Genomic DNA, 15,012 nt, shown 5'->3' with positions numbered 1-15,012 from the left:
CCACCCCCTAGGGTGGATTTTTCTTTCGGCTGTGGTTACACTTGGGAAAGCGCCTTGAAAAGGATAAGATGATGCCCGAATCTAGAGCCACTCCCAAGATGTGCGGGATAGAAACAGAACTTGGAGTAATGCATGCTGGTTCCCCCGCTGCCTACTCGGGTGGTTTTGCTTTTGTAGAAAGCATTGAGCCGGAATGGGTTTTGGGAGCCCAAGGAATATTTTCTTGGGATCCGACTGAGAGATTGCGCAAAGTAGAGGTTTCGACCCTCAACCCCCACAGCTTCTTTCAAAGACAAATGTGGCAGAAATTTTTGAACATACTGCTTCCCAATGGCGCGCGTCTTTATGTAGACATCGGTCCCCATACTGAAATTTCTACAGCTATCTGTAGCGATCCGCGCATGCTGGTTATTTGGAACAGGGCCTGTTACCGCTGGATCGACAGATTGCGCAAATTACATGAGGCGGCAGGGCGGAATTTCAGGGTGTTTAGAAACAATACCGCCGGAGACGATGATTGGCATCGTGCCAGAAGTAGAAAAAGGGGGGAGAGGGTTCCAAGAAGCTCTTGGGCCTGCCATGAAAATTATACAATTTCGCGCCGTGTTAGCGAGGATGATTTAATACGCAAGGACGTTCCTTGGTTTGTCATGCGGACTATTGTAATAGGCGCCGGAAAGGTGGGAGGCGACTGTTTAGGGGCCGGGTCCCATCGGGGAAGTGATATTGTAGATGTGGATTTTCAGATTTCCCAGCGGGCCGATTTTTTCAGCGCAGTTGCCAACATAGAAACCTCCTACAACCGGCCTATTCATAACACCCGCAACGTTGTTTACGGCGAAGAAAAAAACTTCCGACGTGGACACGTAATCCCGGGCGACTCCAATATGTTGGAGCTTCCGGAATTCATGAAAGCAGGACTGACAGCCATTCTTTACATGATGATGGAGGACGGAGTTTTGGACCATCGTTTTGAAATCGGCCATCCGGTTGGTGCCTTCCACGAAATCTCCTGGGATACCAGCCTTAAAAAACGTGTCTGGCTTATTAACCATAAGGGTTCGCGTCTGGCGCTGGACTGTTTGCGTGACTACTGCGACCTTTTTGGCAACTACGTAGAGGCATATCACCCCGAAAATCAGATATTAAAGCGGGTGGTGGCAGAATTTGCCTCTGTTTTGGACGCCTTTGGTAGGTCAGATTGGCGGGTTAGCCTTCACGGTAAGCTGGACTGGGTAACCAAGCTGAATTTTATTGAAGCTGCTCTGGTGAAAAAAGGAAAAACGTGGCAGGACGATTTGGCCATGAGGCTGGATTGTGAATACCACGATAACAATCACGAAAGCGGAATTTTTTACACCAAAATTTACCCAAACAGTTATCGTATCACTACGGACGAAGAGATTAAGCAGGCCATGGACGGACCTCCGCCCACCCGCTCCAAGATTGTTTTGGAAATTATTAAAGGGTATCCGGAGTTAGTCATTTCTTCGGACTTCTGGCATAGGATTACGTTTAGGCATGAGAAGAAAATTTATTCCCTGTCTCTGGGCGACCCAACCGAGCTCTGGAACGAAGAATTTTGGACTAGATCTCTTTCCCTGCCTTTTGTGGAATTTGTTGATGTCGTAAGAGTCCACCCCTTTGTTGAGGTGGTGCGTTGCGAGGACATGTGGAGTACAAGAAAAACTCTTGGTAAGGGTGAAGACGTCAAGCCGTATCCGGACCACGGTCTTAGGGTTGAGACCGATGAGGAGAGGGAGGACACCCATAAAAAATGGAGCAAGGCTCTCTACGAGAAGCTGGTTCGTCATCCTCCTCGTCCACCGGAACAACCAGTATACTCCGGCGATTTTGTCCCGCAGCAGCCATTTGACGAAGATGATGATTGGTTTGGGTCCTAAATCTATTGGATATCGGATTGCATTATTTACGGCGCTGTGTTAAACTTCAATAAGGGCCACCAAAGGGAGGCAGAAGTGGCGGAAGAGCAAAAGAACGCAGAAAAAGTAAAGGACAAGCCAGAAAGCGAAGAAGAAAAAGTCAGTCAGGCCGCTGAGAAAAAAAGCAAGAAGCTAAAAGAAGATATGGATAAACTTCTGGAAGATATTGATGCAACGTTGGAAGGAAACGCGGAGGAGTTTGTAAGAAGTTACGTACAAAGAGGTGGCGAGTAAAGACTTTTGCATAATAACTTTCGTTACGAAGGGTTATTGTACAAGAGGTCTTAGTAAGCCCCAAAAGCCAGAGCAGAGCTCTGGCGCTTTATTTATATTTTGTTACTATGGTTATGTACTTTGATAAGCAAGGCGGAGTGCGGTCCTATGGGTCAGGTCAACAATAGAGGCGGACCCAAACGTATAAAGCACCGTATCATCGGCCTGGAGCTGGAACTCGGGACACGCGTCATCGGGCCATCGGGATATTACACCAATGCTTTTCTTCGTGAAGTTCTATCGCGTATAATCCATGCCTGTATCATAAGAGGAGCCCTGGATATTGAATCGGTTCGCAGTTTTACCTGCGGTCGTTTTGTGCTTCCCAATCAGGGACAATGCTATAGTGAACGTAATAACCACCTTGAGTATGCAAGCCCGGAGTGTAGAGGCACCAGAGAAGCGGTTCTGCACGAAGTTGCCGGCATGGAGATGGTGGCTGACGGCGTGCGTCTTTTCCGCACGCTTAAACCGCAATATCCGAAAGTGCATTTTTACAAGGGTAACCGCAACTGTGAGTACTTCAATGCGTCTGGGTTTCTGGAAACATGGGGTCACCACGCTAATTATTTGATCCCGCGGCGTATTGGCTACGAAGTTTTACGAAGACACCTCGTACCGTTTCTTATGACCCGCCCCTGTATTATTGGCAATGGGTGGGTTGAACCACTTGCCGGAGGATGGGTACGGTTTTACCTTTCGCAGCGCGCTAACCTAATGACTAAATATGACGGCCCGGATACTACCGGGATAGACAGGGCTTTTATTAATACCAGAGACGAGCCCCATGCGGATAAAGACTGCTGGCGGAGACTCCATGACATTTCCGGAAACTCCAATATGTCTGAATGGCAGCTCTTTTTAAAATATGGCACCTTTGATCTAATGCTTATGCTGCTTGAAGAGAACGAATTTCTGCCGATTCTCCCTTTAATTAGAGATGGAAGATTGAATAGTGTTGCAGAAAGGGCGACCTTTTTCAACGCTGACATAAAGTCAAAAAAAGTCGTTTTTTTGGCTGGTGGGGAAAAATGGAACGCCCTTGATTTTCAGCGCTTCTATATAGGTGAGGTGCACCGCTATATAGATGAGGGACGGGGGGAACTTACTCCGGAGCGACGCATGGCGCTTGAGCTTTGGGAAAAAGTGATTGACGCTCTAGACCGTTGGGATCTTGCCTATCTTGCCCAGATCCTTGATTGGGCAGCCATACTTTACTATTGTATAACTCCGCTTTTGGCCCGACTCGGCCTTGAAGTTGAGCAACTTATTGCCCCTCTGCCGTCTTATTATCGTAACGCCGGAGAAAAAAATATACCCCGCGATATTCCTTTGGAAACCCGTAGGGGCCGCGCTAAACTTATAGATTATCTTTTACACCTTTTAGTGGAGTATGCCAATGTAGAGACTGACAAAAGTTCTTACGGTATTTTGCTGGAGCAGGAAAAAGTTAAGCGGTTGTTTAAAAAGGAGGAAATAGAGCGCGCTGCTGATAACCCTCCGCCCTATACCAGAGCCGCCTGGCGTGAAAAAATTTTCCGCTGGATAGAGACAGAGGGGGTTAAACAGAATTTAGCACTGCAGGGGTGCGGCTGGGAAGGTATAACTATTCGTCAGGCCGAAGTCTCATTGCCGGGCTCTTATAAGATTTTCAGGACGATTCAAAATCCCAACCCCTATCTTTTTCGGGTACGGGAGCTGGAAAAAGGAAGGCCGCAGGACCTTTTGAGAGAGATAGGATCTGCTTGGTGAGTTTATCCGCCGTTTAATCGCAATCTTGTCGGGTTTTACTCCCGACATTTTTGATTTTTATAACTCAATATGTAACGCTAAACGTACCATGGAGAAAAAAAATTACTTTAGATTGGGACGGGCCGCTGATGTTTCGTTAGCACGCGGATACTACCTTTTTAGATTTTTGGAAACAGTTCCCGGCATAATGCTCTGGGCCACCCTGGCCGGTATTATTTTTATTTCCTGGCGCGCACCGGCTGCGGCGAGCCTTTTTATTGTTATTTTTGACGCTTACTGGCTTCTCAAAACCATATTTCTATCTTGGCATCTCCGCGCCAGCTACAAAAAGATGAAGCAGCATTTAAAATTGGACTGGTTGGCGAAACTTGAGGAGATTAGGGCTTACAACCCGCAACTTAAAGTAGAAAACTGGCGCGATATCTACCATCTGGTTATTTTACCCTTTTATAAAGAGCCGTATGGGGTGGTGCGCGGATCTCTGGAAGCGATCCAACAGGCGCATTACCCTAAAGATAAAATTATTTTAGTCTTGGGCGTAGAGGAGCGGGCCGGAGAGGAAGCAAGATTCATAGCCAGTCGCCTTGGACAGGAATTTAGCAGGTCCTTTTTTAAATTTATAATAAGCGAGCACCCGACTGATATTGCGGGCGAAATTCCGGGGAAGGGGGCCAACGAAACATGGGCCGCAAGAGAGGCCAAAGAAAAAATTATTGATAGTCTGGGAATTCAATACGAGCAGGTTTTAGTTTCATCTTTTGACATTGATACACGCATTTATCCGCATTATTTCGGGGTAATAACATATCATTATCTGACAACCGCGCATCCGCTTCGCTCCTCTTATCAGCCGATTCCTATTTATAATAACAACATTTGGGATGCGCCTTTTTTTTCGCGAGTGGTGGCCTCCTCCGGCACTTTTTGGCAGATGATGCAGCAGGCGCGAGCCGAGCGTCTTTCCACGTTTTCTTCGCATTCCATACCGCTCAAGCCCTTGGTTGAAATGAACTATTGGCAAACCAACATTGTATCCGAAGACTCCCGTATTTTTTGGCAGTCGCTTCTTTTTTATGACGGAGACTGGAGGACGGTCCCGCTTTTTTATCCGGTTTCCATGGATGCCAACGTCGGACGTACATTGGGGGAGACCGTTAAAAATGTATATAAACAACAGCGGCGTTGGGGCTGGGGAGTGGAAAATTTTCCGTATCTTGTGTTTGGTTTTCTAAAAAATAAAAAAATCTCTTTTCGTCCAAAGCTTTACTGGTCTTTTGTACAACTTGAGGGTTTTTGGTCTTGGGCGACCAACGCCCTGATTATTTTTCTTCTGGGTTGGCTGCCCCTGATTCTTGGCGGCGCCAAATTTAACGTGACAGTTCTTTCTTATAATCTCCCGCGTATTACCAGACTTTTAATGACGCTTTCCATGGCTGGTATTATAACCTCTGCTATTATTTCTTCTTCTCTTCTTCCGCCCCGCCCGCCCCATAAAAAAAAGTATCTTTGGCTTTCTATGATATTGCAGTGGGCGTTTCTTCCCCTGACTATTATTACTTTTGGTTCTGTTCCGGGGATTGACGCGCAAACTCGTTTAATGCTGGGGAAATACATGAGTTTTTGGGTGACGCCAAAATTACGCAATCCCCGGAGTAATCAGCACCAAAGCTTGTAAAATTTCTAAACACTCCTATGCTATAACTAGTTCCTGAAAACCGGGTGGTTTTATGTTGCCCGAAGACGTTATTATTGGTTTTGAGCAGGAATTTGCTATAAGTTTTACCCCCGAAGACGGCACGTCCTTACCCGAACTGACTTACCGCACTGTTTTAAAACAAGCCACTGAATGTTTAATAGACCATCGCGTTCTTGATTATGAAAATTCCATGGGCGGCCGCATTTATATTGATCATCCGCTGCGTGTATCTCAAGAGTTGAGGCGTGGTTTTTATCACCATTTGGAGGCAGCTACGCCGGAATGCCGTGGGGCGCGTGAGGCCGCACTTTACAGCCGCGCCGCTGATGCTGAAATTCTAGGCCGATTTTTAAGAGTTTGCCAAAACCCCAAACGATTTTCCCTGCCGCAGGGTTCGTACCACCTTTTAAAGGCTAGCACCGATTGGCGTGGTAATTGGTGGGGTTTGCACCGTAATTTCCGCATACCGCAACGTATTCCCAACGAATTTTTGCTTAGTTATCTTGGCCCGTTTCTGGTGACCAAGGTTGTTTGGGCAGGACAGGGCGGCATTGCTCCTCGTTTGTACGGACCTAAAAATTTGGACTCTTGGCCAAACTCCGATAAGGAAATTATTTTTACTCTTTCTCCGCGGGCGCTGGCAATTCAGGGGACTATTTCAAGTGAAACCACGGTTCGCCGTCCACTTATCTGTACAGGCCGTTTTTCAGATTACAAATCATACGATTTACCCCAATGGAAGCGTCTGCAGCTTATTGAGGGCGATCCCTTGCTTTCTGACACCATTACTTACGTAGAAGCTGGCATGACCAGCTTGGTTCTACGGCTCCTAGCCAACAACTGCTTTCCGCGCTGTTTTCCTAGGTTTGAGACATATCAGTACAGAGAAATTCTTAACGACTTTCATATTTTAGCGTGTGATCCGACACTTAAAACCCCCATACATTTTGCTTCGGCCATAACCCTCACGGCCCTTGAAGTTCAAAGGCGGTATCTGGAATTAATTTGGGAAAACGCAGATAAACTCTCTCTTACTGCTGAAGACCAGGACGTGCTGTATCGGTTTGAAGAAATTCTCCGGCTTTTGGGGCAGGACCCAACCCTCCTTGCCGGTGTTTCCGAATGCTGGTTTAAATACTTGCTTTTTGAAAAAAAGCTCGCCCAGTACAACACTTCGTGGGATGCTTGCCATGAAGTAAGGATAGAACATCACGGCAAGCAAATTTCACTTAGTGAGTATTTACTAATGCTGCACCATCAATTAACCGCTTTGGACGACTGGGGAATTTGGCCGCAGCTTGTACGTTCGGGCCGCGTGGAAACGCTTTTTTCCGACGAGGAAGTTGCAGAAGCACGTAAACATCCTCCGGCCACTCGTGCTGCTTGGCGGGTGGAAGTATTAAGGCAGGCGCGCCGCAATCGTCTGCTTGCGCCCCTTGGACATTCGTGGTCACACATAATACTGATGTCGTTTGATCCTGCCGCAGTTAATAACGATCCCACGGGCAGGAGTAATACACAAGCGCTTCGTAGGGCCGAAGAACTAATTAAAAAAATTCTTAAGGAACGGCTCATTGTTTAGTTCATAAAAGGCGGTCCAACCGCCTTTTAAATTTGTAATTTTTTGTAGCCTGTGATACGCTTTTTACGGTTTGTTGACAACAATGGTACGGGCCCATGAGTGAACGCACTTTAACCATCAGAGAGTTGGTGGAGTTAGCGTATAAATATTTGCCCAGAAATTATGATCCGCCCGATGACTTAGTAGTCAGTCGGGGGCAAGGCGTACTGCTTTATGATGTTGAAGATCGGGTTTTTGTTGATCTGCTTTCTTGTTACTCCGCTCTTGCACCCGGGCATGTTCATCCCCAAATCCTAAAAGCCATCATTCGTCAGGCGGGTAAACTTACGGCCAATGCGAATTGTCTTTGGGAAGAGCAGAAAATTCTTTGTGCTAAGGAACTGGCCGAGTTTACGGGCATGGACAAGGTTCTTTTTATGACCAGCGGGGCAGAGGTCTTTGATAGCGCCGTCAAGCTCGCGCGCAAATGGGCTTACACCAGAAAAGATGTTTATACAGAAAAAGTAGTTCCCAAAGATCAGGCCGAGATCGTTGTTTGTAAAAACAATTTCCATGGCCGGACCATCGGGGCTATAAGCGCTTCAACCGTTCCCCAGTACTATGATCTTTTTGGTCCGCCGGTTCCCGGGTTTAAAAAAATACCATTTGGTGATGCCAGAGCTTTTGAAGAAGCGATCAACCCCAACACCGCAGCCATTATTGTTGAGCCTATTCAGGGCGAGGGTGGAATTTTGGTTCCTCCGGACGGCTACTTAAACGATGTTCGTCAAATATGCGATGCTCACCACGTTTTGATGATTCTGGACGAGGTTCAAACTGGTTTGGGCAGAACAGGTAAGATGTTTGCTTATATGCATGACGGGTCTTTTCCGGACGCAATGCTTCTGGGTAAGGGCTTGGGTGGCGGCTTGGGAATTTCTGCAGTAGTAGGGATAAATGAACTTATGGATGTTTTTGAACCCGGAGATCACGGAAGCACTTTTGGCGGAAATCCGCTGGCTTGTGCCGTGGCGCGTGAAGAGATGCATTTGCTTGTGCGGGAAAACCTGCCGCAGCGCGCTGCCGAACTTGGAGAATTTTTTATATCCGAGCTTAAAAATATCTATAGTCCTTACATAAAAGAGGTGCGTGGAAGGGGTCTTTTGGTGGGAATTGAATTGCGGCCCGAGGCAGGAGGAGCTGCCAGATTTGTTGACGCCTTGCGCGGGGAGCGGATTCTCTGCAAGGATGCGCACGAGAACGTAATTCGTTTTTCACCGCCCCTTATCATTGAAAAAGACGTGCTTAAACTGGCACTTATCCGTATTGCTAAAGTGTTTAGGACACTTTGAGTTTCCGAAGCACGGCTGTCACAGAGCCGTGTTTTAATTTTATCCCCTCACCTTCCCAGAATACCCCGCAGCAAGCTGTGGGGGTGAATGGGCGCCGTAGAAATCCTTCCCGCGGGGTCCAATACCCCGCTGGGAAGGTGGGGGGATTTATTCAAGATGAAGGGTGTGGCTGCGCTTGAGTTCTTCCAAAAGTAAGGGGTAGCCGGTCAAAGAAGGGTCTTTTTTAATAAGCTCCAAGGCCGCAACGCGTACTTCCCGTACCAGGCGGGCATTGTTTATGTCAGCCAATACAACGTCCGGAACTCCCCATTGGCGTATGCCAAATAAGTCTCCCGGCCCCCGGATTTCCAGATCTTTTTCTGCCAGTTCAAACCCGTTCTTGGCCTCCACCACTGCCCTAAGCCGCTTGGTTACAAGTCCATTCTCGGTGGGAAAAAGGAAGCAGTAAGATTGATGTTCGCCTCTGCCCACACGACCGCGAAATTGATGAAGTTGGGCCAGCCCAAACTTTTCCGCTCCCTCAATCACCATGATGGTGGCGTTGGGTATGTCCACCCCTACTTCCACCACCGACGTGGAGACGAGAATATCTATCTTACCTTCTTTGAATTCTTTCATAGTTTGCTCTTTTGATTTTCCGCCGGAGGCGGACCCGCCTTTGGCGGGCATCTTTCCGTGGAGTATGCCCACATTTAAATCCGGGAAAATTTTCTCGGATAGTTTTTTATATTCCTCTTTCACGGTCTTGGTGTCGGCCAGAAGCAGTTTCTGTTGGGATATTTTTCCGATTTTCAATCCCTGACCCCCGACTTCTATTCTCGGGCAAATCACAAACGCCTGTCCCCCCCGCTTCACCCCTTCCCGGATGAATTGATATGTTTCTTCCCGTTTCCCGGGCCCGATAATTTTAGTAATAATTTCCCTGCGGTTTTTAGGCAGCTCGTCCAGTATAGAAAGGTCAAGATCTCCATATACGGTGAGAGCCAATGTCCGGGGGATGGGTGTGGCGCTCATAGACAAGAAATGGGGAAGGGAACCGGAACTGTTTTTGGCAAGCTGGGCGCGTTGCTCCACGCCAAAACGATGCTGTTCATCAACAATCACCAACCCCAGATTTTTAAAGTGGGCGTTTTTTTGTATTAAGGCGTGAGTTCCTACACAGAGCAGGGTGTTACTACGTTTGTTTTTTTCGGATCCGGTAAGAAGTCCAACCCGAACCCCAAAAGGGTGTAATATTTTTTCAAGCGTTGAGTAGTGCTGCTTGGCAAGAATCTCTGTCGGCGCCATAAAGGCGACTTCGTACCCCTCCTGAATAGCAAGGAGTGAAGCCGCAGCCGCAACTACTGTTTTGCCGGACCCTACGTCTCCTTCCAGCAGGCGGTTCATAGGGCGGGGTTTGGAAATATCCTGCACAATTTCCCAGACGGAACGGCGTTGGGCGTCGGTTAGCTCATAGGGAAGAGAGTTTACAAATTTTTTCAGGAGCGGGAGATTCAAGGAAATAGCTGGTGCGCTGAATTTTTTGAGGCGCATACGTTCTTTCAGGGCCCGAAGCTGTATAAAAAGCATCTGTTCAAAACTAAACCTGCGGCGTGCCCCCTCCGCCTCTTGTGTGTTTTGGGGGAAATGAATGTTTTGCAAGGCCGTATAAATATCGGACAGCATGTGTCTTTTTCTAGTCTCCGAAGGAAGGGGATCAGCAAGTTCCTTCCTAAAGCTCAGGAACGACTTTATAAGATATCTTAACCAGCGGGAAGAAATACCTTCCGTTTCCGGATACATAGCCACCAGTCCTCCGGTATGTGTTCCTTGTGAACTAGTTGTTTTAAACTCTGAATTATGAATTCTCTCGTAGGCAGGATTCTGAAGATACAATCCGCCCTGCCCCCACGCTACTTTGCCCGACAAACTCACTATGTTTCCGGATTTTATGTTTCTTACGAGAAAGGGCTGGTTGAACCACAGGGCTTTTATATTTCCCGTTCCGTCATTTATTACGGCTTCGGTTAAAAACATTCTTTTTCGGGGAGTCCGGCGATTGGTTACTCTTTTCACGTATCCTTGGATAGTGACCGTTTCGCCGGCCTCAAGGGTTTGGACTGTTTTTAAATTTGAAAAATCTTCGTAGCGCGAAGGAAAATGAAACAAAAGATCGCGTATGGTTTTTATACCCAGACGCTTCAGGGACGGAATGATCCTTTTCCTGATGGCCGGGACTTGCTCTATGGGGGTGTGGATACGGATGTCAGCCATGTGGTTACTTTATAATTTTTTAAGAAAAAGAAAAACAGCGCAAGCGCTGTTTTTCTTTATTAAAATAAATCCCCCCACCTTCCCAGCGGGTGTTGGACCCCTCGGGAAGGATTTCTACGGCACCCATTCATCCCCGCAGCAAGGGAAGTCTGACTTCCCAAGCTGTAGGGTATTCTGGGAAGGTGGGGGGATAAATACGGATAATCCCCTCCTGCCAAAGTTAACCCAACTTAAAGCAAACTTTGGCAGGAGGGCGACTTAAGATCTCTTGCACAGTAACCTTTCGTAACGAATCGTAACGAAAATTATTATGCAAGAGCCTTAAGTCGTCACCCCCTTAAACTTCTTGATTTCCTATCAAGAGTGGTGCAAATAAAGGATCACATGGAAAAAGACTACGGCACCAACCCCTGTTCCTTCCGGGGCACAAAATGTTATTTATTGCCGTAAATCTATATTAGATTCCCCCGGCAACCCTTTATTTACACAGTTCTTGATAGGAAAGTGCTCTGTGTTCCCAAACCGTACACCAACGTGTCTAGATAGGAGTATACACGATCCCAGAAAATTTGTCAAGAGCCATTAACAATACCGAACAGCGTTTAGCAGTTTCTCTCTTTATATAAGCCATTTTTATCCATTTAAAATTTGTTATTTTTGTCTAACTTTTTTGGAAATCAAAATCAGTCCCGACTAGTCGGGACGGATTTTACCTTAACAACTATTCTGGCACTTTTGGCCCCACGGCGAACCTCGTATCAAGAAACTCAAACACAAGACAAACGGTTTTTATGTTCGTATAGCAGCAAAACCGGCATGTAATCTTCACGTTAAGCTCTTGGGCAACCGTTCCAGCATGACTAATCAATTGGTGGACCGTTGCGTGTACAGGGATACTGCTTAAATACCCCTCTTGGCTTGAATCACCGATATAAGGAAGTGTGTACTCTATAAAACCATGCGGTTCAAGACGTTTTAGCAACTCTCGTTTTACTGTTGCTCTTTTTTCTTCCAGCTCTTCTTTCTTGCTTTTTTGATCTTTTTTGGGTTCGGGCTCAATTACCCTTCTCACCAGAAAGTTTAACCCTAATTTGAGTTCTGCTCTACTGGGCATCTCATCTTCCGCATCCTTGCAGCCGTCCACGTACGCTGCCGTAAGAAAAGGGACAAGGTTTTCTTCTAAATCCCCGTCAGCTATACCAAATTGAGATACGGCATCTTCTACAGCCTTCCCGGATCCCTTGTTTACGTACCCAAGTTGGTAGAATAGGGCATAAATGCCCTCATTAAATCCTTTACGAAAAGATTCTTTTCTTTCTTTTTCTATTGTGTCCTGTGAAGCCCCGAAGAGCGCCATTAGGTGTGTCCTCCACGTGCGGTTTAGTATAACTTACCATATAAATTAGTACGGGTCAATACTTGACAAAAAATGACATCTCGGTGTATAATTAAGATGACCCCCCAAATAGAGGTCAGGGGGCCAGAAAGGAGGCTATTCTGGTATGGAGCTGTTTCCACCGGATCCCCGAAGAAAATTGTACTTTCTAAGGCCGGTGGCCCACTGCGGCGGCGGACGTTAAGACCACCACAAAAACAAAAAACCGCGTCATCACCCATCACCCACAACCTCTCCATCACATGGGCATCCGGGATTTTCCGGCGTGCCTATTTTAGTTTGGGGTGATTCCACAGCATTTCAAATATAAGCTTGAGCGTTTTTACGATTACCTCGTCTTCAATAATAATGCCCGTAAACCGTTTCTTTAGGGCCAGCAGCGCTGCCTTGTTGCCATAAAGCACTATTTCCGTTTCCACCGGAAAATCCCCGTGGTTTATTAACTTGCGTTTAAAAAATTTTTCTTCGGGCGGCAAAGCGGGGCTACTTTTACGGCTGGTATAAATAGCGCGTCTGGGGACCCTAAGTTTTTTTAGGGCCGTTTTATCTTTTTCTGAAAGTTTTACCTCTTCTATCAGCGGTATAATTTCATCCAGCACTTTTGGTTTGGATCTAAGAATATCAGCGCGTACGGCCGCTGACCCCTCCTTTCCCTCAAAGAATCGTACCAGCGGCCTCTCCCCGGCAGACTCGTAAATTTTTTTCAGTTCCGGGAAGATTTTTTGTACATCTTTAAATCCCGCCCTAAGGCGCTGTTCCTGCAGAGCGAATAGATTTTTAAGTTGTTCCGGTGGTTCGGGTGAAAAGTATGTTTTCTTCCCACGGCCGTAAGAGCTCGCGAGGCCTTCTTTTTTCAGTTTTTCAATGACCACGTAGGTCGTGGCGCGGTTTACGCCGGCGTGTCTTGCTAGGTCCGCCGCCGTTGCCGGGCCCAAGCGTAAAGCCGCCAAATAGACCTTGGCTTCTTTTTCGGAAAGTCCAATTTTTTTTAATTCTGTCTCCAGTTCCATTATGTGACGTGCTCGAGAGGAATTTCACCCCCCACCTATACGTCCCCGGCAGGATTCGAACCTGCGACCTCCAGCTCCGCAAGCTGGCATTCTATCCGCTGAACTACGGGGACACATAGGTGGGGGGCGGGCCCCTATCTGAAGCTCCGCAAGCTTCTGTCCTGTCCGTTGAACGACGAGCGCAAGTTTAAAACTAAAACCCCAAACCTCGGGTAATCTTGTCTGTAATTAACTCTTGGTGTTCCTCTTCGGGAAGATATTTTATCATAAAGTTTCTCACTGTTTCGGCCCTGATACTACCAAGGGGCAGACGGATAAATTGAGAGATGGTTTTAGTTGTTTCGAGCGATAACTCCGCTTGATCCCCGTAATTAAATATCCAAAACGATTTTAAGTCAGAGAATTTATACAGCATTTTACCAAACCGTACGCCCTCTTTAGCCAGAGCCGCAGAAAATTTTTGGGGGCCGCGTTTGGTGTAAAGTATAATAACGGCGTAGGCGAGCACAATAAAAACCACAAAAAAATAATTGCGTATGACGAAACCCAATATGACTAAAAAAAGAGTTACAGCGCCAAGCGTCAAAAACCAAACCTGACCATGTTCTTTGGGTCTATACTCGTATGCAGTCCACTCTATGGAGGTTGGCACTATTTCTCGCGGGTGGTAGTCTGATTCGGCGGCTTTTACGCGGGTGGATTGTCTAAGGTCAATAATTTGGTTGGGCATGGATTAAGTATAGCAAAAATTTGTATAGCCAGCAAATTAGTTTGCATTTACAACATATTTGTGGTAGTTTTAGATTAAAAGTCCAGAGGGTAGGAAATTGGTTAGGCAAAAGATTTTTGGTTTGCCGATTCTGGTTCTCCTTTTTGTTACAGTATCTTTTGGTTATGCTGCTTTTCACGAAGATCATCATTGGGTTCGCAAGGAGATCTCTTCGGGCGATTTTCCACTGTCAGAAAACGAAAAACAGGGAGTTTATAACTGCAGCATAGAAAGTCCGGTAAGAGAGATTCGCTACGATGCGGGTACGGGGACTTTTATGGTGATTGCGGAAAAAGCAACGCTCATTTTCCTTGAAAAAGAGTTAAGCGCCGATTTGAGAGATGAGCTTTTTTATCTGCAGAACGAACTCGTGTATGAAAGATATCTTATTCCTTTCCACGACCCCGATGATCAGTCTCCGCCCAAACAGCCCTTTGTCATAAGGGTTTATGCCACTGTAAAAATTCTTTGCGTTCATCCGGCATTCCGTGGTAATTGGCAGGGGGTGTATGATCGTGACGGCGTTGTTTATCCGCTGCTACTACTTTTTGAACCAATATATGAGTAACCACAAAACCCCACTCGGGGTTTCTTTTTTTGGCGGAGGGTAGTGGATGATGTTTGAACCCCTTGGATGATTAACGCTAAACGTTTTTATATACCCAAACCACCACTTGAAAATGCGATTGTAAATAAATAGCCGACTTGGTCGGCTAGAGAGGACGGATTTCTCCGATGACCCCAACAACTACTTTTACTCCTTGGTATTCAGTGGGTAAAGAAAGATTTTGCGGTAGCGGTTTGCGAAGCCCAACCAAAATACAGAAATCACCAGCTACATCAATCGGAACAATTTTGTCTCTTACCCCAATCTTGGCGATGCCACACATATTCACGTATTCCGAATATGGCTGCGCAAAGAAGTATTCTTGTTCAAATTGCTTCTTAATCCGTTCTACTTCCTGAAACGCAAGACTCATTTGTTTCTTCCTCCTTGTCGAAGGTTC

Annotated in this window: 12 protein-coding genes and 1 tRNA gene; 7 read left to right on the top strand and 6 right to left on the bottom strand. The window is 46.6% G+C overall.

What is annotated here, in order from left to right; translation table 11 throughout:
• Window positions 1-71: 71 nt before the first annotated feature.
• The 6 genes from HYW89_01605 to rocD all read left to right on the top strand — a co-directional run bounded on the left by HYW89_01605 (window position 72) and on the right by rocD (window position 8,577).
• Window positions 72-1,904: a proteasome accessory factor PafA2 family protein gene (locus tag HYW89_01605; protein ID QQG45601.1), complete on the top strand. Its 1,833-nt coding sequence runs from the start codon at window positions 72-74 to the stop codon at window positions 1,902-1,904.
• A gap of 75 nt (window positions 1,905-1,979) precedes the next feature.
• Complete coding sequence (locus tag HYW89_01600; GenBank protein QQG45600.1) at window positions 1,980-2,177, top strand: ubiquitin-like protein Pup; 198 nt, start codon at window positions 1,980-1,982, stop codon at window positions 2,175-2,177.
• 147 nt (window positions 2,178-2,324) lie between these two features.
• Window positions 2,325-3,968 (top strand): proteasome accessory factor PafA2 family protein, encoded by a 1,644-nt coding sequence (locus HYW89_01595; protein QQG45599.1) that lies wholly within the window; start codon window positions 2,325-2,327, stop codon window positions 3,966-3,968.
• A gap of 88 nt (window positions 3,969-4,056) precedes the next feature.
• Window positions 4,057-5,643 carry a glycosyltransferase family 2 protein gene (locus HYW89_01590; GenBank protein QQG45598.1) on the top strand — a complete coding sequence of 529 codons (1,587 nt, stop codon included), beginning with the start codon at window positions 4,057-4,059 and terminating at the stop codon, window positions 5,641-5,643.
• Window positions 5,644-5,695: 52 nt separating this feature from the next.
• Window positions 5,696-7,246: a proteasome accessory factor PafA2 family protein gene (locus tag HYW89_01585; protein QQG45597.1), complete on the top strand. Its 1,551-nt coding sequence runs from the start codon at window positions 5,696-5,698 to the stop codon at window positions 7,244-7,246.
• 95 nt (window positions 7,247-7,341) lie between these two features.
• The gene (gene rocD, locus HYW89_01580) at window positions 7,342-8,577 is read left to right on the top strand and encodes an ornithine--oxo-acid transaminase (GenBank protein QQG45596.1); all 1,236 of its coding nucleotides are present in this window, start codon (window positions 7,342-7,344) and stop codon (window positions 8,575-8,577) included.
• Window positions 8,578-8,724: 147 nt separating this feature from the next.
• Here the strand turns inward: rocD and recG are convergent, their stop codons facing one another.
• The 5 genes from recG to HYW89_01555 all read right to left on the bottom strand — a co-directional run bounded on the left by recG (window position 8,725) and on the right by HYW89_01555 (window position 13,966).
• Window positions 8,725-10,830 (bottom strand): ATP-dependent DNA helicase RecG, encoded by a 2,106-nt coding sequence (gene recG, locus HYW89_01575; GenBank protein ID QQG45595.1) that lies wholly within the window; start codon window positions 10,828-10,830, stop codon window positions 8,725-8,727.
• A gap of 721 nt (window positions 10,831-11,551) precedes the next feature.
• On the bottom strand, window positions 11,552-12,187 hold the full coding sequence (locus HYW89_01570; protein ID QQG45594.1) for a hypothetical protein: 636 nt from the start codon (window positions 12,185-12,187) through the stop codon (window positions 11,552-11,554).
• 308 nt (window positions 12,188-12,495) lie between these two features.
• Window positions 12,496-13,236: a hypothetical protein gene (locus HYW89_01565; protein QQG45593.1), complete on the bottom strand. Its 741-nt coding sequence runs from the start codon at window positions 13,234-13,236 to the stop codon at window positions 12,496-12,498.
• Window positions 13,237-13,276: 40 nt separating this feature from the next.
• Window positions 13,277-13,349: transfer RNA gene (locus tag HYW89_01560), tRNA-Arg, on the bottom strand.
• An 80-nt stretch (window positions 13,350-13,429) separates the two neighbouring features.
• Window positions 13,430-13,966, bottom strand: coding sequence for a hypothetical protein (locus HYW89_01555; GenBank protein QQG45592.1), 537 nt, complete (start codon window positions 13,964-13,966; stop codon window positions 13,430-13,432).
• A 97-nt stretch (window positions 13,967-14,063) separates the two neighbouring features.
• Between HYW89_01555 and HYW89_01550 the strand changes: the two genes are divergently transcribed.
• Window positions 14,064-14,573: a hypothetical protein gene (locus HYW89_01550; protein QQG45591.1), complete on the top strand. Its 510-nt coding sequence runs from the start codon at window positions 14,064-14,066 to the stop codon at window positions 14,571-14,573.
• Between the two features lie 145 nt (window positions 14,574-14,718).
• Here HYW89_01550 and HYW89_01545 read toward each other — a convergent pair whose 3' ends face one another.
• The gene (locus HYW89_01545) at window positions 14,719-14,985 is read right to left on the bottom strand and encodes a hypothetical protein (GenBank protein ID QQG45590.1); all 267 of its coding nucleotides are present in this window, start codon (window positions 14,983-14,985) and stop codon (window positions 14,719-14,721) included.
• Window positions 14,986-15,012 lie beyond the last annotated feature (27 nt).

Source organism: Candidatus Sungiibacteriota bacterium (genome assembly GCA_016432465.1).
Taxonomy (GTDB): domain Bacteria; phylum Patescibacteriota; class Minisyncoccia; order Sungbacterales; family HO2-52-23.
This window is presented reverse-complemented; position numbering and strand designations above follow the sequence as displayed.

What these genes read in the sequence shown, in the direction of transcription:
- HYW89_01545 (QQG45590.1), bottom strand. Translation starts at nt 14,985, where the DNA reads ATGAGTCTTGCGTTTCAGGAAGTAGAACGGATTAAGAAGCAATTTGAA.
- HYW89_01570 (QQG45594.1), bottom strand. Translation starts at nt 12,187, where the DNA reads ATGGCGCTCTTCGGGGCTTCACAGGACACAATAGAAAAAGAAAGAAAA.
- HYW89_01605 (QQG45601.1), top strand. Translation starts at nt 72, where the DNA reads ATGCCCGAATCTAGAGCCACTCCCAAGATGTGCGGGATAGAAACAGAA.
- HYW89_01585 (QQG45597.1), top strand. Translation starts at nt 5,696, where the DNA reads ATGTTGCCCGAAGACGTTATTATTGGTTTTGAGCAGGAATTTGCTATA.
- HYW89_01590 (QQG45598.1), top strand. Translation starts at nt 4,057, where the DNA reads ATGGAGAAAAAAAATTACTTTAGATTGGGACGGGCCGCTGATGTTTCG.
- HYW89_01565 (QQG45593.1), bottom strand. Translation starts at nt 13,236, where the DNA reads ATGGAACTGGAGACAGAATTAAAAAAAATTGGACTTTCCGAAAAAGAA.
- HYW89_01555 (QQG45592.1), bottom strand. Translation starts at nt 13,966, where the DNA reads ATGCCCAACCAAATTATTGACCTTAGACAATCCACCCGCGTAAAAGCC.
- recG (QQG45595.1), bottom strand. Translation starts at nt 10,830, where the DNA reads ATGGCTGACATCCGTATCCACACCCCCATAGAGCAAGTCCCGGCCATC.
- HYW89_01595 (QQG45599.1), top strand. Translation starts at nt 2,325, where the DNA reads ATGGGTCAGGTCAACAATAGAGGCGGACCCAAACGTATAAAGCACCGT.
- rocD (QQG45596.1), top strand. Translation starts at nt 7,342, where the DNA reads ATGAGTGAACGCACTTTAACCATCAGAGAGTTGGTGGAGTTAGCGTAT.